Source organism: Streptomyces sp. SS1-1, assembly GCF_008973465.1.
Classification (GTDB): domain Bacteria; phylum Actinomycetota; class Actinomycetes; order Streptomycetales; family Streptomycetaceae; genus Streptomyces.
Genome location: NZ_WBXN01000004.1, coordinates 3,106,079 through 3,123,505, shown reverse-complemented (window position 1 = coordinate 3,123,505; position 17,427 = coordinate 3,106,079). Strand labels below are relative to the sequence as shown.

Sequence of the window (17,427 nt, the reverse complement as noted above, 5' to 3'; positions counted from 1 at the left end):
TGGGCGGCGGCACGACGGCCGCCGCCCACGGCACGTCATCCCACCGACACCTTCCCCGGCAGATCGCACAGGAGCAACCGCCATGTGGACCACGTTCGCCGCGACCGTCGGCGGAAGCGCCGCCGGCCTCACCGGCCTCACCTTCATCGTCGTCGCGTTCCGCTTCGACGTCGTCGCCACCTCGCAGGAGTACCGCAACCGCGCCGCGCAGACCGTCTCCCTGTTCCTGACGACCACGGTCACCGCGTCGCTGATCACCCTGCCGCAGCCGACCTGGGCGCTCGGGGTCGAACTCCTGGCCGCCGCGGCGGCAAGCGCAACTCTGCTCTCGGTACTCGACCACGCGGCCCGCCGCGGCACGTCCCGGCACGCACGGCCCACCCTCGTCGTCGCGCTCGTCGCGCTCGTCGCCTTCGCGGCAGGCATCGCCACCGCCGGAGCGTTCGCCGCCACCGGCTCCACCAAGGGCCTGGGCTTCTACGCCGCGAGCGCACTGCTCGGCCTCACGTGGGGCGTCTACGGGACATGGGTCTTCCTCACCCAGGCGGGCACGGACCAGATCAACACGGCGGCGACCGCCCACTCCCAGCCCGCCCCGGCGCCGGCCGCCTGACCGGCCACCCCGGACCATGACCGGCCCGGGGCCTTCTGCCTGGTGCCCCCGGCAGGATACGAACCTGCGACACCCGCCCCGGACCCCTCGCCGCCAAGCCGCCCGTCTCGCGCGTGGCGGTGAACGCGGCCTTCGGCGGTATCGGCTTCCTCGCCGTGTGCGGCGGACTGCTGCTCCTCACCTCGTCATCCCCGCGCTCACCGCGTTCATCACTCAACTCATCGTTCTGGCCACTGTCGTCGCTGTACAGGTCCTCGGTTCGAGCGGCCGAGGCCGCACCACGGTGAACATCCGGAAGGCCGTGATCAAGTGCAACCACTTCCACGGTTAGGGCGTGCCGCCGCCCTGTCGATGAGCGCCCGGGCGCTGGCTCACCATCATCACGATGATGCCGGTCAACAGAAGCACGCCGCCCGTCAAGGTCATCAACGCCCGGACGCCGGGGTCGCCGATCATCAGCCCGAAGAGCACCTGACAGCACAGGCCGAGGGCGACTCCCAACTGACCCCAGCCGTAGAGGCGGACGCGGTGAACCCGACGCCGGTTCCAGGGAAGGACCCAGCCCCGGGTGACCGCCGCTACGCCCGAGGCGGCAATGAGTGACACCACCAGAACAGCCAGAACAACCAGAACAGAAGGTATGCCGAGAGAGAGCATCATGATCCCTTTCTGCGCGCCGGGAACGCCGGACGCCGCCGTGATCATGACACCCGCAACACCCCGCGTCCACGCGCTTCCCTTGCCCGAGATGCTCTTGACCGGCCCGATGGTCCCGGCTGCACCTTCTTCGCCCGGACAATGTCGAGGGGCGGCGTGAGCGAGTATTCGCGCACCGCCAAGGTCGGCCGGCACGTCCGCATCCCGGAGAGCGCGCTGAACGCCTTCATCGACGCCAACACGGTGAGCCGATCGACGACCGCCGTAGCTCGCTGCGGAGGGCTGCCTGATGGCGAACAAGAAGGGGACGCGCCGGGACTTCGGCTCGGTCCGGCAACTTCCGTCCGGTCCTTGGCAGGTCCGCTACCGGGACCGGAGGCGGGGCAGCTGCGCCCGGCGGAGAAGACGTACGCCTTCGGGGCCGGGAGCGTGGCCGACGTGACGACGGCCCGAGTGCGAAGCTGGCGCGGCAAGCTCCTGGCGGCCGGCGTCGGTGAGCCGTCGGTCGTCAAGGCGTACCAGCTGCTGCGCGCCCTGATGAACACGGCCGTGGACGACGAGCTGATCCGGCGCAACCCGTGCCGGATCAAGGGCGCGGACCGTTACGACGTGCCCGAGCGGCCGGTCCTCACGGTGGCGGAGGTCTTCGCCGTCGCCGACGCCATCGCGCCGCGCTATCGGCTGCTTGTGCTCCTGGCGGCCTTCACCACCCTGCGGTTCTGGGAGCTGGCGGCCCTGCGGCGCCGGGACGTCGACTTGGAGGGGCTGACCGTCACCGTGCGCCGCGCTCAGGCCGAGCTGCAGGACGGCCGGCTCTTCGACAAGGCGCCGAAATCCGCGGCGGGGTGCGCTCCGTCTCCTTCCGGGCTCCCGGGGCGCCCAGCTTCGCCGCGTTGCTGACGGCCGGCGCCCTTAACGCGGCTCGTCTGAAGCTCAGCCGACGACAGTCAGCCACGACGGCGGGTGCGCCGGCTGAGCACGCACGCGTGTGCCTCGCTGTACCCCCACCGGCCTAAGTCACGCTACCGGCTTGTGCCGCCGACCAGAGTAAACCACGGCGGTCGGCCCCATGACGCCTCCCAGTGGGGCTCTGAAGGATCTTGGGTACGAGTGTGCGCCTACGTGCAGGAATGAGCCACCTACGCTACGTAGAACTGCCATCATGGCCGTACTCGTTTTGAGCTGCGAAGGGGGCATACCTGTGGCCGTGTCATCGCCACACTGGCACGTGAAGAGTGTTCGGGTTGAGGGACTATCTGGACGCAAGAAGACTTACGAACAGGAGCTGAATCCTGACGTAAATATTTTCTTCGGCTTCAATGGCACCGGAAAAACCACGCTGCTGCGCATCATCCACTGCGCCCTAAATGAGGAGTTGGTTCCCCTAATCGGAGCTCCTTTCCGTAGCGCCACTGTGGAGATCTCGCTACCTGCGCATGAAATGGTTGTAGTTCGCAGTTTCGAGATGCCAGATGATGAGCACATTGAAGCTGCCATAAGGCGTGCGCTGCCTCCAAGTATGCGCAACAGGCCCGGTGCCCGTCTAAGTCCTCGCGTTGAGCGTTACGTACAGGAGATGTTCTCATGGGAAACAAGTCATGTATATATGGGAAGGGAGCCCAGCGATGCTGAAAAATTTCGACTTTCTGGCGACTTCCCTCACCGCTACCTGCCAACCTCGCGAATTTTTGACGCGCGGGATATTTCGACCGAAACGGGTGATAGGAATCTAGACGATTATTTCGCTGATTCGATTCAGCGACTATGGTCAAATTACTCCGCAAACGTTCTGGCGGCAGTGCGCCAAGCGCAAGAGGACGGTCTGGGGCGTATTCTCGCGGGAGTCATCTCTCCCGAACAAAGTACGTTGGCCGACTGGGAGTTGGACTACGATAAAGCCTTCGCTCGAGTTACTAACTTCCTCAAAAGGCGCGGCTCATCTCATCTCGCGCTCGACAGGGAGAGTTTCCTCCGTAGGTTTGATACAGACCCCGCATTTAAGCGGGTAGTCCTGGATATCAACGAAGTCGAAGAGCGGATCGAGAATGCGCTAGAGCCGCGCACCAAGCTGCAGAAACTGGTCTCACGCCTCATCGAAGGACCCAAGCAGATTAATTTTCTCGATACGCAGATCAGTGCTATCACTTTGGAGAATAAAGAGATCTCCTTGGATAAGCTTTCTTCTGGCGAGCGTCAGTTGATCCGAATTCTCGTTGAGGCACTCTCTGCTGGCGGACGTCCTATCATTATCGACGAACCCGAGCTTTCGATGCACATCGATTGGCAGCAGGTTCTAATCGAGTCCATCCAGACGGTCGATGAGGATGCACAGGTAATTACTGCAACGCACTCTCCTGAGATTATGGCCGATATTCCCGACGAAAAGATTTTCCGACTTTGAGACTTCAGCACTCGCCGAGCGGGAAGCTCAGGCAAATGCAAATGTCACGTGTTCCGCTCTTCGCCTTTGTGGAGGGGGTGAATGTTGATGGCTACGTGCATGGAGCTAACTGTGATCGCGCTCTATCGCCACTGGGTGTCGAGTATCGGCTTGCACCAGCCGATGAGCTGCCAGGAACTGGCGGCGGAAAAACTCGTTTGAAGTCCTACTACTCACATCTTGCAGACAATGCATCCCTCGTTACTAACTTCAAGGGAAAAGTGACTGTTGTTCTATTTTTTATGGACAAAGACATTGATGATCAACTAGGGCTTCTCATAGAATCGCCGCACGTTCTGTATACGTGGTTCTACGATGTAGAGAATCATGTATTTCACGAAGGAGATGTTGCGGAGGCAGTCGGCTCAGGTTGCAGCCTAGCGCCTAATTGGTGTCGCGAGGAATTCGGCGGGCGGGGTTCATGGCAGGAGACTGTGGCCAGGCTCTGGGTAGAATGGGTGCGACTATGCTTCGCGGTAAAGTCTTTCAAGATATCTGGTGCGGCAAATTACGGGAGACCTTCTGCAGTTAACCCCACCCCTCATCTCCCCGCAGATGCAACGCTCGTCGAGGCTTATTCCGTTAAGCTGAAGTCCGAGGCTCAGCAAGCCGGGGTCGCCGATAGGCAGTGGAATGCGGCGATAGCTACCGTCGATTCAGAATATTCGACCGGTAGCTGGGATAAGGTTTTCAAGGGGAAGTGGTACGGTCATATCCTATCCTCCCAGGTGTTGGCCAATTGCCCTAACAAGATCGACTCGAAGCACCTAACCGCATCTTTGGTGAGGCACGTTGCGGCTACGATGGAATTCAATAGCCCGTGGTCTCTAGCTATGCAAAAGAAGATTCAGGAACTTGCCGTCTCTAATGGCTTGGTCGCAACGTCAAGCGGCTGACTGCTCGAAGCGCGGCACGGACGCCGGCCGGGCTGGAGCGGGGCGGAGACAGGAGCGCAGGCCCGGCCGGGGGCCGGGCCGCGCGCGGTGCGCGGAGCGAGCCGCCTTGAACCAGGAGAGAAAGTTGTAACTCAGTCTGCGCTGTGGGGCTTGTGCAACTGACGATCACCGATTACGCCTGGGTCGTGGTCTTCTGCTTGAGGCGTTCGTAGGGGGTCTGGCCGCCGAGGCCGCCGTGGGGGCGATGGTAGTTGTAGTAGTCCTCCCACTCGCGCAGCTTGTCGTTGAAGACCTCGGCGTCGTCGATGATGACGCCGTCGAGGAGCCGGTAGAACTCCTCGGCGTCGATACGGTGAGAGCGCTCAACTTTGCCGTTCAACCGTGGGGTGCGGGGCTTGATGTAGGTGTGGGCGATGCCCTTGTCCAGCACGTGCCAGTGGAAGGCGGACTGGAACTCCGCGCCGTTGTCCGTCTGGATGACCTCGACCTGGAACGGCAGGCGCTGGATGACGTAGTCCAGGAACTGGATCGCGGTCGCCTGGTTCAAGGTCGGATAGATCCGTAGGACGCGAAGCCGGGTGCAGTCGTCGATGGCAGTGAACTGGAAGTACTTGTTGCGTCCGCCGCGGCGGCCCTGGGGCATCGAGGCGAGGGGCTCGATGAACTTCACGTCGATCTGCACGCGGTGGCCGGGCAGCTGCTTCTCGTACCGCTTCCATCTGCGGTCGTGGCGCTTGTAGCGCTGCGAGGCCGGCAGGCGGCCCATGTCCAGGCGGTTGAGTATCCGCCAGACGCCGGACTTGCTGATGGTGACGTCGTGGTACCGCTTGAGGTACATCGCGATCTTCTCGGGCCCGAAGTGGTAGTTCTGCCTCAGATAGATGATCTTCCCGACTACCTCGACGTGTGTCGCATTGGGGCTGTGTTTGGGTGCCTTGGAACGGGTGCGCAGGCCGTCGACGCCCTCGGCCTGGTAGCGGCGGTACCAGGTGTAGTACGCCTGCCGCGAGATGCCGAAGTAGCGGCAGGACATCGCAACGTTCCCGCTGACCTCTTCGACGTGGCGTATGACGGCCAGGCGCCGCTTGGCCTCACGGTCAAGCGGCGGGATGGTGGGGGTGGACTTCGACATGTGGATCTCCGTAGTGATCGGAGACCCAGGTGTCAACGATGATCGGCAGTTTTAGACTGCGCTGTGGGGCTTGAAGCTGTGTGCGCATGCTGGGAGTTCAGCGTTCTGCCGGTGTGCGAGGGGCAGGAAGAGCACTGGCCGGATCGTCCAGGTGATGCGGACGTCGGCATGGGTGAGGGTCACCGTGCAGGGTTCGGAGCGCGGCAGGGCCCTGCGGGTCTCGGCGCGCTCTTCGTGCAGCCACGTCCACGCTTGGCACGGCGACGCTCCTGACGGCGGCCGGGGTCGCGCCCCGCGTGGTGATGGAGCTCGCAGATCAGCATCACCATGGACGTGTACACGCACGTCGTGCAGGACACCCAGCGCGAGGCCATGAGCCACATGGACAGGCTGCTGCGGGAGAGGCGCCCCGATCGCGGGTGACCGACCCCGCTGATGTCAGAAGTGGATGTCAAAGGCCCCGGACCATGATCGGTCCGGGGCCTTTTGGCTGGTGCCCCCGGCAGGATTCGAACCTGCGACACCCGCTTTAGGAGCGAGGTTGGGCGGCCGCTGCTGTGACCTGTGCGTATCCGCAGTGCGGCAAGTTGCGGCGTGTTCCCCGTCATTGCCGCTGACTCCCCGTGGTTCCCCCTACGTTCTGGCACGAGAGTGGCACGGTCCTGCGGTGGTGGTGAGGCAGCCGACCCTTGTCGCACCCCGGGTCGCGGCCTTTACCGTGCGGACGACCTCACCACCCGGCAGGGTACGCCTTTGATCCGTAGCTCTACGTGGATCGGCCGGCTGGGGGTGCGCTACTGCGCTGTGGTATCGGCCGCTGCTACGGAAGCGCCTTGGGGTCGGTGCTGATGAACCCCTTGCCCTCGGGCCAGATCACCGCGCAGTCTTGCGACTTGGCCAAAGCCAGGAGATCTTCCCGCGGCTGGGAAGGAAGCAAGATGGCGCGAAGGGTGTGATCGACGAACCTGCCGTAGTCCGCGAGCTGCCCGATGGCCATACGGATGTTCTCGCGGGTGACGCTGCCCTTCGCCTCAACCAAGAGGCCCAGCCCTTTGGCGTGGAGGTCGGTGAAGAGCGGACGGCTCTCACCAGGGGGCAGGATGCGCTGCCGGCCGGACTGGTGGCCATTGCTGGTCAGGTAGTCGGCGAATGCCTTGACCAAGCGGGCCTCCTTGCGGTCGGCCTCGTAAGGCTCCTGGTTCGGGTTGACGAACGTGGTCTCGTTCTCGTTCCGTTCCAAGGGGAGGTCGTCAACCTCATTGGGCTGCGAGACGAGCAGCCGGCCAAGCTTGGTGGCGGGTTCCTGCGGCGTGGTGTCTACCGGGTTGAGCCGGAAGACGATGACCTTACGGAGAGGCCCGTCGTTGGTTTCGGGGGCGTCTGCCGAGTACCAGGGGTTCTCCTGGTCGACGGTGAACTCGCCGCGGTACGTGACCGTTCCGCGGGCGCCCTGGAAGACGCGCAGCGCACGTCCTTCAGCCTGGTGGTTCAGGATGCTGGCGTTGCCGGAGATCATCCGTTGGTCGCCGTACTGGCCTTCTCCGCTGTAGTGGAAGCGGCCGTCCGGCATCCAGTCGTCGTAGTAGCCGTGCTTCTCGCCGGCAACGGGGTCCGTGAAGATGAAGACGTTAGGCGTCTTGGCTGACGGCCCAATGCCCCCCTGGGTCCGCCCCCCGAACTTGCTGTGCAGCGCTTTGCGCTCGATCTGCTCGCCGGGCTTGAGCTGCCACTCCACGGTGTCCGATGCCGTCGCGCTCACGGGCCTCCCCCTCGAAGACTGCCACGCCGCCTCCCAGGCATGGCGTGATCGTATGTACGATGCACGCTTAGAAATCGGATGTCAAATTTAGGCATCCGATCTGATGCAGGGTCGCCCGCCCTACGCGCTGATCCGCTCACAGATGCGCCCCTGAGCACATAAACGCTTCGAATCCGAGCCCACTGTCGTAATCACAGCGACAGGTCCTCGCCCTCAAGAAGCCGGGCGAGAACCTGTCGGTGTGTCGAGGACTTGGATTAAGCGCTGGCAGTCTCCTCCGCGGAGGACTGCGCAGGGATGGCATCGCTCCCGTGGATGGAAGCGGCGATCTCCGCGAAGAGAAGGGCGCCCGCCGACTCCCAGGCAGTGCGGCCAGCCACGAGCTTGCCGGTCTCAGGGTCGATGAGGTTGCCGGCGAAGATGGTGTCCTCGGGCTTGATGTCGGCCGTCTTAGTGGTTCGGTCGAAGTTGACCTGGTCCAGGGCGTGGACGGCCTCGGAGACACTGGTCTTGCCGTCTGCGATGGTCCCGTGAACGGCGAATGCGATCGCATACAGAACGCTGGCGGAAGTGAGGTAGGTGGCCTCACGCAGCTCGGGCACTGTGACGTTGCCGTCGACGACGTCGGCGAATCGCACCAGTTCACCCAGGCTGGTCCAGAAGTCCTTCAGGGCAGCGCGGGCCTTCTCGGGATCGCTCTTGTCCCCTTCGAAGTGGGCGTTGACGGCCTTGTCCATGGTCGCCGGGGACCGATACCCATTGCCAACCAACAGCAGGCCCGACACATAGCGAACGGTCTTGAAGCTGAACGCCTTAGCCGACAACTTGCCCGGGTTGTCCTTGAAGTACTCGACCCTGTCCTGCAAGAGCGGAACGTCGTCGAAGAGGTCGGCGAGCTCCCGGTTGATGGGCTGGCGACGATCCATCGACTGACCCATCGAGGCTGTCGGCGCCTTGACGTTGCGCTGGAGGTCCGCGAAGTCCTGGGCGCGGTGCTTGGGATCGTCTTCGATCACGATGATCAGGGGCTGCCCGGAGGTCCGGAGACGCTCGATCAGGGGGTCGTCCTCATCGCGGCCCTGCACGATCTTCTCGTATGCACCGATGCGGTGCTGGCCGTCGCCGATGTCGAACTTCGCGCCGATGTCAATGGCGAGGGTACCGACCTGAGCCGCATCGATTTCGGTGGTGACGCCAGGGACGGGGATGGGCTTGAACTCAGCCTCCTTCGAGGTGAGGTAAAGAACCGCCGCGCCGAGTACGAACTTCTCCTCGGTTTCGAGGTAATTGACGATGCCGGCCATGTGGTTGTTGTCGCGGGGTCGGTTGCCGTGGGTCGTGGTCTTCACCGGGTCCCAAGCCTCCGGCTTGGCAACCATCGAGACGAGGTCAACGGCGGACATCGCGGTAGTCATCATCTGACGACCACCCTGCTTGTAGCCGATGACGGGAATGTGGATCTTAGGCATAGGGGTCCCCTCCCTGCACATGCTGACGCAAGCCCACGGTAGGACTGATTGGGCGTCAGGTGCCACAGGAAACGCTACTACGCACGAATACGGAATGACAAGTGGTCAGTTCCTGCGTAGCGAGCGGAAAATCATGCGTAGCAGACTGGATTTTATGCGTAGCGACACGGTGGCGTGAAGGTGGCGCGGGGTGGCGGAACGTCTCCTCCGCAGGTCACCCGCTCGCGCCAATTGAGTGACCTCCGGCGCGTCGATGGTTCGTTCACCCACCACTCACCCCAGCTCCCATCCCGTCCGCCGTCGACCCACACACCGTGGAGCGGGCGTGGTTCAGGGCGTCCAGGTGGAGCGCGCCACTGTACGAACGACCTGGACGCCCTGGGCCGCGTCTGCTCGGCTCCGCCTGGGTCGACGGCGGACGGGATGGGAGCACCCTGCGCACGCCACTACACGCCCGCGGCCGGGAACGGCGCCCCCTCCATCCCGGTGCCGGCCGATCCCCCGCCGGAGGCATCGTCCTGACCGTGGGCCGCTCTCTGCGGTGATCGCCTCATGGCATCTGGCCCTATCCACTCGTGGGCGCGCGTCGGCGCAGCGCGGGCGGAGCGGGCCGAAGGCAGGAGCGTCGCCCGGAGCGGAGCCGGGAAGCGCGCCCGGCGAAGCGGAGCGCAGCCGGGGCTTGATGAGGTAGAGAAACCTGTAACAGCTCTGGTCAGGCGGTCGGGGAGACGTAGCACACGGCTGGGATGGCATCGCCGCTGCCGAAGTGATGAACGGTCTCGCCGATCTTCCGCCAGCCAAGCCGTTCGTAGAGGCGGATAGCGGATGCGTCCTTGACCATGACATCGAGGACTAGGCGAAGCCCCTGGGTGCGCGCATAGGACACAGCGGCTTCCATGAGGCGTTGGCCAGCTGCCTGCTTCCTGGCTGACTGCACCACGAACAACCGTGCCAGCACGCCTACGTGGTCCGCGTCGTCGTTGCTCTGCTTGACCCAAAGGTCTACGGCAGCTTCCCCCTGCGGCTTCATCACCGCCACGTGACCCACGATCCTGCCGCCACTCTCTGCGACCCATGCGGCCAGGACATCCTCGGATTTGATCCAAGCTTCCGGGTCGTCGACACCTTCCACCGGATAACCGTCCGTGTCGTGGACCTCGACCAGCGCCACCGCGGCGCCGGCCAGATCGTCATCGGTGAACGGGCGGATGATCACGGATTCCAAGGTCAGTCCTCCTGCTCGACGGGAAGTTCATAGAGCAACCCGGTTTGGTCGGCTCTATGGACGTACCGCGACACCTCGAAGGGAATGCCGTCTTGATCGAGACTGGTGTGTAGGACTTCAAGCACTGGCACCCCGGGCAACAGTTGCAAGACTGCGGCCTCTTCCGGGGTCGGCATTCGAGCGCTGATCTCGTCACGTACGCGCGTCATGACGTGTCCAAGGTCCTGGAGCCGTCCGTAGATACCATCCTTGCCGGTCTTGGCCTGCATGAGGAGTGTTCCCTGGGCCTCGTCCCATCGCAGGTACGTCGAAACGATCTGTACCGGTTCGTCGTCGGCGAAGTAGTGGTTCTCTCGGTGGACGACACTCTCATTGTCCGCTGGCACACGCAGACGCTCGGCTACGTCCGCCGGCGGCTTCTCTCGCGTGATCGATGGAACCTCGATCCTCGCCACCTTGCCCTGCCGCTTCGCCTCTAGGCGGAACGGGGTCAGTCCCGTCTCCCGGTTCTTGAGCGAGTAGCGATCGCTGCCGAAGCGGAAGAGCCGTTGGGGAGTCCGGACGAACACTCCGCTGCCCTGCTTGGCGGTGACTAGTCCCTGTTCGGCGAGGATGCGCACCGCTTCACGTGCGGTATTGCGTGCCGATCCGTACTGCTCGGCGAGCTTTCGTTCAGACGGCAACTTGTCGCCGCTCCGGAGTTCTCCGGTCTCGATCTGGCGGCGCAGGTCTTCGGCGATGCGCCTGCTCGGTAGCTGTTCAGCCGGGGCGCCGGACGGGGTCATGCGGACCACTCTAGCAACTGGCTCAAGCCAGATGCTTGACCCGTGTTGCCCGCCCGTGCTCAACTGGCTTAAGCCAGCAAGTGGCTCAAGCCAGTTGGGCGCACAATAATCGTGCGCCCTCGACTGAGGGAGTGACGCATGCCGTCGTTCAAGATCGACCTCTCCACCGCCGTTGTGTTCGTGGCAACCGCGCCCGAGCCGAAGATGGCCAACAAGAAGACCGGTGAGCGGGCCGTGGACCGGGACACCGGTGCGAGCCTGTCCACCGTGGGCCTGCTCGTGTCGGACGAGGGGGAGGGCAACCTCTACCAGGTCACCATCCCGGAGACGGGCTACCCCGAGGGTCTGGCCCCGGGCATGCCGGTGCGGGTGGTCGGCCTCAAGGCGCGGGACTGGGAGAACGAGTTCAACGGCCAGAAGCGGCACGGGATCTCGTTCCGCGCCGTCGCGATCACGGCGGCGGCCTGACCATGGGCGACCTGACCCTGTTACTGGAGGCCACCGGCGCCTTAGCGGGCGCCGGCGGTCTCGGCTACGCGAAGCACCGGGCGCCGCGTGTGTACTGGTCGACGGTGGGCCTGCCGCTCACCTGGGGCCGGTTCACCTTCTCCTACCGGTCCACGATGGAGGTGTGCGGGCTCACCGTGCAGCCGACCGGTCTGCGGGCGTTCATGACCCGCAACCTGGCCCGCCGCGAGGTCCGCCCCGTGCCGCCGAAGATTCGCCGGGTCCGCCCCACCTCGACCGGGCTGCGCATCACCCTGCGCCTCCCGGCCGGCCTGGAGCCCGCCGACGTGGCCGCGTCCTGTGAGCGTCTGCGCCACGCGTTCGGCGTCCAGTCGGTCACCGTTTCCGAGACCCGGCCCGGCTATGTGGAACTGCGCATGACGGGCTACGACGTCCTTCGCCGGGTCCGTCTCCCGCGCTCCGCACAGCCGTCCGGCCTTCGAGTTCCAGTGGCGTTGCGGGAGGACGGCACGGTCTTCGAGCGGGACTACCGCGCGGTTCCGATGGCGCTGACCCTCGGGGCCACGCTCTCTGGGAAGTCCGTCTATCAGCGCAACCTGGTCAAGGGCCTGGCCAAGCTCCCGGTCGGGTTGATCGGCATCGACTGCAAGCGCGGTGTCGAGCACAGCCGCTACGCGCCTCGCCTGTCGGCCCTGGCCACGGACCCGGACATGGCCGGGCGGCTGATAGACGCGCTGGTCCTGGAGATGAGCGAGCGCTTCGATCTCCTCGCCCTGCACGGCGTCTCGGACGTTTGGGACCTGCCTGCGAAGCTGCGGCCGGTGCCGCTGGTCGTCCTGATCGACGAGGTGGCAGAGCTGTTCTTCGTCACTTCAAAGAAGGACGAAGCTGCCCGCGACCGGACGGTCATGCAACTCGTGCGGCTGGGTCAGATGGCCCGTGCGGTCGGCATCTACCTGGAGGTCTGCGGGCAGCGTTTCGGCTCCGACCTCGGCAGGGGCGCCACCGCCCTGCGTGCCCAACTCACGGGCCGTGTGGTCCACCGGGTCAACGACAAGCAGACCGCCGAAATGGGCCTGGGCGACATCGCCCCGGATGCGGTCATGGCGGCGACCTCGATCCGGGCGGACCGTCCTGGTGTCGCGGTGGCCGGTGACACCTCCGGTGGCTGGTCCCGCATCCGCACCCCGGAAACCACGCCAGCCGAAGCAGCGGCCGTGTGCCGGGAGTTCGCGCACCTCACCCCGGAGCTGCCGTTCCTGGCACCGTTCCGGCCCCCGGCCCGGCAGGTGGTGCCGCCGATGCCCACCGTCCCGCCGCTGATCATCCCGCAGCCCTGACCCCTGGAAAGGGGGATCGCTCATGGCTCCGCGCAAGACCGCCAAGCTCACGACAATTCCGTGTCCGCCCTGCAACGGCACCGGTGAGGTCTCCCGTCCCGTCCGCGTCGGACGCAAGCGCAGGACCGTCGGCCAGCAGACCGGCATGTGCCTGAACTGCTTCGGTGCCGGCGAGATCCCCGCCGATGACTCACCCCGCGAAGGGAGGTGAAGAGCCGTGGCCCGCTCGATCCGCATCGACGCCGTACTCATTCAGGCCGTGATCGCCGGTGCCCTGTCCTTCGCCCACCTGCACGACCTTGCCGAAGCGGCCGGACAGTCCGGCTGGAAGGCATGGGCCTACCCCGTCTCCGTCGACCTGCTCCTGGTCGCCGTGTGGCGCCGACTGCGCACTGAACGCTCGAAGCTGGCCTGGTTCTGGTTCCTGGTCGCGCTGGTCGCCTCCCTCGGCGCGAACATCGCCACCGCGGGACTTCTCGACCTGAACCACGTCCCGGCTTGGCTGCGCATCCTCGTCGCCGGCTGGCCCGCCCTGGCCTTCCTCGGCGGCACCCTCCTCGCCCACACGCCCACCGACCCGGCCCCCGTACCGGCTCCGGAGCGTGCGCCCCGGCCGGCACCGGCCGTAGACCGCCCCGCGGCGCCCGAACCAACCCCGGAACCGGCCCCGGAGATCCCGACGCCGGAGCCTGCCCCGGCACTGCCGCAAGCCCCGGCCCCGGCTCCCGCGGTGCCGCCAGCGTTGGTCGACCACGCCCGGAAGGTCGCCACCGAGCACCGCACGCGTACCGGCTCGGACATCGACACGGCCACCCTGCGCGCTCGCCTCGGCGTCCCGGAAGACCTTGCCTGCGCGATCGTCGCCCAACTCGCCTGAAAGGAGGTGACCCGCGTGCGCCCGAACCGCTTCTACGACGTGATCCGCATCGGCCCCGTGAGGGTCGGCACGTTCAACAACGGCCGGGGCCAGACCCGACACACCGCCGCCTGCACCGCCCCGAAGTGCGGCTTCTCCAACGAATACGGCGACCGGTCAGCCGCCGAACTCGCCGCCCGCACCCACCGCTGCGCCTGAAAGGAGGCACGCCGTGCAGTTACCCGAAGACCAGATCCGCGCCGGTCACATCCCCGCCGACCTCTACCGGCAGCTCCCGCCCGGCACCGACGTGCGAAGCGTCGTGATCGTCCAACAGGCCCCCCGCTCCTACACGGGCCCGATCGTCCTGACGCTCGTCGTCCTCACCGGATCGGTCGCGGTGCTGCTGGTCATCGCCTTCGTCGTCCAGGTCATCGCCGGCGCCGCCGTAGCGGTCCTGTCGGCCACCGGCGGCCTCAGCTACACGATCAACCACACCGCCAAGCGCAAGAACCTGCGCAGCAAGTAACGCCCTCCGGGGCGGCCTCAACCGCCAAGTTTCCGCCGCCCCGGACGGCTCGCCCATCCAGATCCAACGGACCCGAAAGGGAAGCCTCATCATGCCCCAGCCCGCCCAGAACACGCGCGTCTGCCGCGACTGCGACGGCTTCGCCACGGTCGCCATCACCACCGGCACCCGACACGACGACGGCTCTCGGGTCACCCTCCGGATCATCTGCACCGGCTGCAACGGCACCGGCCACACGGTCCCCGCGGCCCTTGCCCAGACGGGCCGGTGAGTGCCATGAGCCTCCTGAACTGGAACTCCGGCCAGCACTACGACCACGGCGGCGACTGCCCGTGCACCCAGTGCGGTAAGCCCACCCCGCTGCGCTCCCACGCCGGCGAACCCGTCCACAAGGTCTGTGCCGAGGACTGGAACGCACGCAACCCGAACGCCCCCCGGCACGAGCACGACGGGCGCGACCTCGGCACCCAGCGGTTCCACTCCGACCCTCCGCGTAAGAGCCGCAAGGGGGGACAGTGACGAACACCGCCACTGCGGCGGGCCTGGACCCGGCCATCCTCGCCGACGTGCTGAGGCTGGCCGGGTCCCCCGGCTTCGACCGCATCCAAGACCAGATCCGCCGCACCGGCGGCTGCTCCGACCCCATCCACCTGCAAGGCTCGACCGTCACCCGCGACGCCACGACCGGACAGGTGCTGCACTCCTACTCGACCGACACAGAGCCCGGCGGACGGCTCCGCGTCGCGTGCGGCAATCGGCGGGCCTCCCGCTGCCCCTCGTGCGCATGGACCTACGCCGGCGACACCTACCACCTCATCCGCGCCGGCCTCGTCGGCGACCCCGCCAAAGGCACCCCCGAGACGATCCGGGATCACCCGCGGGTGTTCGCCACTCTCACGGCGCCCTCGTTCGGCCCGGTCCACAACCGGCCCGGCGACAGGCCCTGCCGCTGCGGCACCCGTCACGACGAGGACGCTCCGGAGCTGGGGACCCCGCTCGACCCGGACGCGTACGACTACGCAGGCGCGATCCTGTGGAACAACCACGCCTCCGAGCTATGGCGCTACTTCACGATCTACCTGCGCAGGGAGATCGCCAAGCGCGCCGGACTCACCCAGAAAGACGCGAAAGAACAGTCCCGAGTGTCCTTCGGCAAGGTCGCCGAGTACCAAAAGCGCGGCGCCGTCCACTTCCATGCCGTGATCCGCTTCGACGGGCCCGCCGGGCCTGACGATGCCCCACCATTGTGGGCCACCCTCGACCTGCTCAACGACGCAATCCATGCCGCTGCCGCACGCGTGGCAGTCGACGTGCCCTCGTCCGGAGACCAGCCCGCCCGCACCCTGCAATGGGGCACACAGCTCGACGTACGCCCCATCCGGGCCTTCGGCGACGGCGCTGAGATCACCGAACAGGCGGTCGCCTCTTACGTCGCCAAGTACGCCACCAAGGCGGCCGAGACCACCGGCACCGTAGACCGCCGGATCGGCAACAAAGACGCGCTCGCCCTCCTCGGCGTGCCCGACCACCCCGCCCGGCTCATCGCCGCATGCCTGGACCTGCACGCGCTCTACCCGGACCGCAAGCTGCGCGATTGGGCCCACATGCTCGGCTTCCGCGGCCACTTCTCCACCAAGTCCCGCCGCTACTCCACCACCCTCGGCGCCCTCCGCCAGGCCCGAGCCGACTACCGCGCCGCACAGCAACGCACCGCACTCGGCCTGCCCGACCCAGACGACGAGGAGACGACCACGCTCACCCTCGCCCACTGGACCTACGCCGGCCACGGCCACACCCCCGGCGAATCCTGGCTCGCCGCCAACATCCGCCGCGACATCCAACTCAACCGAGAAACCGCCCGCGAAGTCCGGGCGGACCTGGACGAACACGAGACAGAGGGGGAGTGGTGATCGTGGATCGGCTTCTCAGCGTTCAGCAGGTCGCCGAGGTGCTCGGTACCGGCGTGCGTTTCCCTCGGCGACTGATCGAAGAGCGCCGGATCACCTTCGTCAAAGTCGGGCGGCACGTTCGCATCCCGGAGAGTGCCGTGTCCGCGTACGTCGCTGAACACACCGTTGAGCCGGTGACCGTACGTCGTACTGTGCTGAGGAGGACTGCCTGATGGCGAACAACCAGGGACGGCGGCGCCGATTCGGCTCAGTCCGACAACTCAAGTCCGGTCGCTGGCAGGCACGTTATCGAGACCCGAACACGGGCCAGCTCAGGGGCGCCGAGGAGACATACGCCACCAAGACCGATGCCGAGGTCGCGCTGGCTCACATCGAGGCGGACATCACCCGTGGCCAGTGGAACGACCCCGACGCGGGCAAGGTCCACTTCGGTGAGTACGCCACGGCGTGGCTCAAAGACCGCAAGCTTGCTGCCCGTTCACGCGAGCGGCATGAGTCCGTGATTCGTCTGCATCTCCTACCCACCTTCGGTGAGCGGGCGCTGTCGTCGATCACAACGGCACAGGTCCGAGCGTGGCGCACGAAGTGTCTGGAGCGGACCGGTGAGCCGACCGTGGTCAAGGCGTACCAGATCATGCGAGCAATCCTGAACACGGCGGTTGATGACGAGCTGATCCGCCGCAACCCGTGCCGGATCAAGGGCGCCGACCGCTACGACGTGCCGGAACGGCCTGTCCTCACCGTGTCCGAGGTGTACGCCGTGGCCGACGCAATCACCCCGCGCTACCGGCTGCTCGTCCTCCTCGCCGCCTTCGCCGGACTGCGGTTCGGAGAGTTGGCCTCGCTCCGCCGCCGGGACGTCGACGCCGACAACGCCGCGCTCATGGTCCAGCGCTCGCAAGCCGAGATGCAGACCGGGGCGCTCTTCGACAAGGCCCCTAAGTCCAACGCCGGCGTTCGCCCGGTGGCCTTCCCGACCGAACTCATGCCGGACGTGAGGCGTCACCTAGACGCCTACGCCGGAGCCGGCCGCGATAGTCATGTCTTCCTCGGCCCCCAGGGTGGTCGCCTCCGCCGGAGCAACTTCCGCGACGACTGGATCAACGCGCGGAAAAAGGCGGGCATCACAGCAGACGTGCATTTCCACGATCTTCGGCACACGGGGAACACGCTCGCCGCGTCCGGTGCGAGCCTGCGCGAACTGATGACTCGGATGGGCCACAGCACGCCCCGCGCAGCGCTGATCTATCAGCACATGGTCAACGGCCGTGACCGCGAGATCGCCGATCGGCTCGGCTCGATGATCCGTAAGGAACGAGGCGATGTGGACTCTTAGCGGACCTTGTGG

21 protein-coding genes and 3 pseudogenes are annotated in these 17,427 nt (G+C 65.8%); 17 read left to right on the top strand and 7 right to left on the bottom strand.

The features are described 5' to 3' along the window. Positions 1–82 precede the first annotated feature (82 nt). Together F8R89_RS15375 and F8R89_RS36725 are read left to right on the top strand one after the other, a co-directional pair. A complete protein-coding gene (locus tag F8R89_RS15375; protein ID WP_151784522.1) occupies positions 83–613 on the top strand; it encodes a hypothetical protein in 531 nt (176 codons plus the stop codon). A gap of 74 nt (positions 614–687) precedes the next feature. Continuing rightward, positions 688–944 (top strand): annotated as a pseudogene (locus F8R89_RS36725) (hypothetical protein); the annotation flags it as partial. Here F8R89_RS36725 and F8R89_RS15365 read toward each other — a convergent pair. Beyond that, positions 941–1,318 (bottom strand): hypothetical protein, encoded by a 378-nt coding sequence (locus tag F8R89_RS15365; protein WP_318841302.1) that lies wholly within the window; start codon positions 1,316–1,318, stop codon positions 941–943. The pseudogene F8R89_RS36725 and the gene F8R89_RS15365 overlap by 4 nt on opposite strands. A gap of 108 nt (positions 1,319–1,426) precedes the next feature. On the opposite strand from F8R89_RS15365, the gene F8R89_RS15360 reads away from it, so the two are divergent. The 3 genes from F8R89_RS15360 (at position 1,427) to F8R89_RS15350 (ending at position 4,606) form a co-directional block, all read left to right on the top strand. Then, positions 1,427–2,170 (top strand): tyrosine-type recombinase/integrase, encoded by a 744-nt coding sequence (locus tag F8R89_RS15360; RefSeq protein WP_413251256.1) that lies wholly within the window; start codon positions 1,427–1,429, stop codon positions 2,168–2,170. 262 nt (positions 2,171–2,432) lie between these two features. Then, complete coding sequence (locus tag F8R89_RS15355; RefSeq protein WP_192806132.1) at positions 2,433–3,671, top strand: AAA family ATPase; 1,239 nt, start codon at positions 2,433–2,435, stop codon at positions 3,669–3,671. A 41-nt stretch (positions 3,672–3,712) separates the two neighbouring features. Then, entirely contained in the window at positions 3,713–4,606 is an 894-nt protein-coding gene (locus F8R89_RS15350) for a hypothetical protein (protein ID WP_151784520.1), read from the top strand. 172 nt (positions 4,607–4,778) lie between these two features. Here the strand turns inward: F8R89_RS15350 and F8R89_RS15345 are convergent, their stop codons facing one another. After that, positions 4,779–5,738: an IS481 family transposase gene (locus tag F8R89_RS15345; protein ID WP_151784519.1), complete on the bottom strand. Its 960-nt coding sequence runs from the start codon at positions 5,736–5,738 to the stop codon at positions 4,779–4,781. Positions 5,739–5,789: 51 nt separating this feature from the next. Next, positions 5,790–5,993 (bottom strand): annotated as a pseudogene (locus F8R89_RS36720) (hypothetical protein); the annotation flags it as partial. Here F8R89_RS36720 and F8R89_RS36715 point away from each other — a divergent pair. Then, a pseudogene (locus tag F8R89_RS36715) lies at positions 5,990–6,161 on the top strand (site-specific integrase); the annotation flags it as partial. The pseudogenes F8R89_RS36720 and F8R89_RS36715 overlap by 4 nt on opposite strands. Positions 6,162–6,558: 397 nt before the next feature. Here the strand turns inward: F8R89_RS36715 and F8R89_RS15335 are convergent. From F8R89_RS15335 to F8R89_RS15320, 4 genes are all read right to left on the bottom strand, one after another. Next, positions 6,559–7,497 (bottom strand): restriction endonuclease, encoded by a 939-nt coding sequence (locus tag F8R89_RS15335; RefSeq protein ID WP_151784518.1) that lies wholly within the window; start codon positions 7,495–7,497, stop codon positions 6,559–6,561. 257 nt (positions 7,498–7,754) lie between these two features. Then, positions 7,755–8,966 carry a DNA sulfur modification protein DndB gene (locus F8R89_RS15330; protein ID WP_192806131.1) on the bottom strand — a complete coding sequence of 404 codons (1,212 nt, stop codon included), beginning with the start codon at positions 8,964–8,966 and terminating at the stop codon, positions 7,755–7,757. A gap of 712 nt (positions 8,967–9,678) precedes the next feature. Then, on the bottom strand, positions 9,679–10,182 hold the full coding sequence (locus F8R89_RS15325; protein WP_318841316.1) for a GNAT family N-acetyltransferase: 504 nt from the start codon (positions 10,180–10,182) through the stop codon (positions 9,679–9,681). 11 nt (positions 10,183–10,193) lie between these two features. Then, positions 10,194–10,976 carry a GntR family transcriptional regulator gene (locus tag F8R89_RS15320; RefSeq protein WP_151784515.1) on the bottom strand — a complete coding sequence of 261 codons (783 nt, stop codon included), beginning with the start codon at positions 10,974–10,976 and terminating at the stop codon, positions 10,194–10,196. A 138-nt stretch (positions 10,977–11,114) separates the two neighbouring features. On the opposite strand from F8R89_RS15320, the gene F8R89_RS15315 reads away from it, so the two are divergent. The 11 genes from F8R89_RS15315 to F8R89_RS15265 all read left to right on the top strand — a co-directional run bounded on the left by F8R89_RS15315 (position 11,115) and on the right by F8R89_RS15265 (position 17,415). Then, positions 11,115–11,444 (top strand): hypothetical protein, encoded by a 330-nt coding sequence (locus tag F8R89_RS15315; RefSeq protein ID WP_151784514.1) that lies wholly within the window; start codon positions 11,115–11,117, stop codon positions 11,442–11,444. Positions 11,445–11,446: 2 nt separating this feature from the next. Continuing rightward, on the top strand, positions 11,447–12,784 hold the full coding sequence (locus tag F8R89_RS15310; RefSeq protein ID WP_151784513.1) for an FtsK/SpoIIIE domain-containing protein: 1,338 nt from the start codon (positions 11,447–11,449) through the stop codon (positions 12,782–12,784). 22 nt (positions 12,785–12,806) lie between these two features. Beyond that, positions 12,807–12,995, top strand: a complete 189-nt coding sequence (locus F8R89_RS15305) for a hypothetical protein (protein ID WP_151784512.1) — start codon at positions 12,807–12,809, stop codon at positions 12,993–12,995. A gap of 6 nt (positions 12,996–13,001) precedes the next feature. After that, the gene (locus F8R89_RS15300; RefSeq protein WP_151784511.1) at positions 13,002–13,661 is read left to right on the top strand and encodes a DUF2637 domain-containing protein; all 660 of its coding nucleotides are present in this window, start codon (positions 13,002–13,004) and stop codon (positions 13,659–13,661) included. Between the two features lie 15 nt (positions 13,662–13,676). Next, complete coding sequence (locus F8R89_RS15295) at positions 13,677–13,859, top strand: mobile element transfer protein (RefSeq protein WP_151784510.1); 183 nt, start codon at positions 13,677–13,679, stop codon at positions 13,857–13,859. Positions 13,860–13,872: 13 nt separating this feature from the next. Then, complete coding sequence (locus F8R89_RS15290; protein ID WP_151784509.1) at positions 13,873–14,169, top strand: hypothetical protein; 297 nt, start codon at positions 13,873–13,875, stop codon at positions 14,167–14,169. Positions 14,170–14,260: 91 nt separating this feature from the next. Continuing rightward, on the top strand, positions 14,261–14,440 hold the full coding sequence (locus F8R89_RS15285; RefSeq protein WP_151784508.1) for a hypothetical protein: 180 nt from the start codon (positions 14,261–14,263) through the stop codon (positions 14,438–14,440). Between the two features lie 5 nt (positions 14,441–14,445). Continuing rightward, positions 14,446–14,688, top strand: coding sequence for a hypothetical protein (locus F8R89_RS15280; RefSeq protein ID WP_192806130.1), 243 nt, complete (start codon positions 14,446–14,448; stop codon positions 14,686–14,688). Next, complete coding sequence (repSA, locus tag F8R89_RS15275; protein WP_151784506.1) at positions 14,685–16,079, top strand: replication initiator protein RepSA; 1,395 nt, start codon at positions 14,685–14,687, stop codon at positions 16,077–16,079. The genes F8R89_RS15280 and repSA overlap by 4 nt, the downstream gene beginning before the upstream one ends. After that, positions 16,079–16,291 carry an excisionase family DNA-binding protein gene (locus tag F8R89_RS15270; RefSeq protein WP_192806367.1) on the top strand — a complete coding sequence of 71 codons (213 nt, stop codon included), beginning with the start codon at positions 16,079–16,081 and terminating at the stop codon, positions 16,289–16,291. Before repSA ends, F8R89_RS15270 begins: the two co-directional genes overlap by 1 nt. Next, positions 16,291–17,415: a tyrosine-type recombinase/integrase gene (locus F8R89_RS15265; RefSeq protein WP_151784504.1), complete on the top strand. Its 1,125-nt coding sequence runs from the start codon at positions 16,291–16,293 to the stop codon at positions 17,413–17,415. Before F8R89_RS15270 ends, F8R89_RS15265 begins: the two co-directional genes overlap by 1 nt. Positions 17,416–17,427 lie beyond the last annotated feature (12 nt).

What these genes read in the sequence shown, in the direction of transcription:
- F8R89_RS15375 (WP_151784522.1), top strand. Translation starts at nt 83, where the DNA reads ATGTGGACCACGTTCGCCGCGACCGTCGGCGGAAGCGCCGCCGGCCTC.
- F8R89_RS15365 (WP_318841302.1), bottom strand. Translation starts at nt 1,318, where the DNA reads ATGATCACGGCGGCGTCCGGCGTTCCCGGCGCGCAGAAAGGGATCATG.
- F8R89_RS15355 (WP_192806132.1), top strand. Translation starts at nt 2,433, where the DNA reads ATGGCCGTACTCGTTTTGAGCTGCGAAGGGGGCATACCTGTGGCCGTG.
- F8R89_RS15350 (WP_151784520.1), top strand. Translation starts at nt 3,713, where the DNA reads ATGTCACGTGTTCCGCTCTTCGCCTTTGTGGAGGGGGTGAATGTTGAT.
- F8R89_RS15345 (WP_151784519.1), bottom strand. Translation starts at nt 5,738, where the DNA reads ATGTCGAAGTCCACCCCCACCATCCCGCCGCTTGACCGTGAGGCCAAG.
- F8R89_RS15330 (WP_192806131.1), bottom strand. Translation starts at nt 8,966, where the DNA reads ATGCCTAAGATCCACATTCCCGTCATCGGCTACAAGCAGGGTGGTCGT.
- F8R89_RS15320 (WP_151784515.1), bottom strand. Translation starts at nt 10,976, where the DNA reads ATGACCCCGTCCGGCGCCCCGGCTGAACAGCTACCGAGCAGGCGCATC.
- F8R89_RS15315 (WP_151784514.1), top strand. Translation starts at nt 11,115, where the DNA reads ATGCCGTCGTTCAAGATCGACCTCTCCACCGCCGTTGTGTTCGTGGCA.
- F8R89_RS15310 (WP_151784513.1), top strand. Translation starts at nt 11,447, where the DNA reads ATGGGCGACCTGACCCTGTTACTGGAGGCCACCGGCGCCTTAGCGGGC.
- F8R89_RS15305 (WP_151784512.1), top strand. Translation starts at nt 12,807, where the DNA reads ATGGCTCCGCGCAAGACCGCCAAGCTCACGACAATTCCGTGTCCGCCC.
- F8R89_RS15285 (WP_151784508.1), top strand. Translation starts at nt 14,261, where the DNA reads ATGCCCCAGCCCGCCCAGAACACGCGCGTCTGCCGCGACTGCGACGGC.
- F8R89_RS15280 (WP_192806130.1), top strand. Translation starts at nt 14,446, where the DNA reads ATGAGCCTCCTGAACTGGAACTCCGGCCAGCACTACGACCACGGCGGC.
- F8R89_RS15265 (WP_151784504.1), top strand. Translation starts at nt 16,291, where the DNA reads ATGGCGAACAACCAGGGACGGCGGCGCCGATTCGGCTCAGTCCGACAA.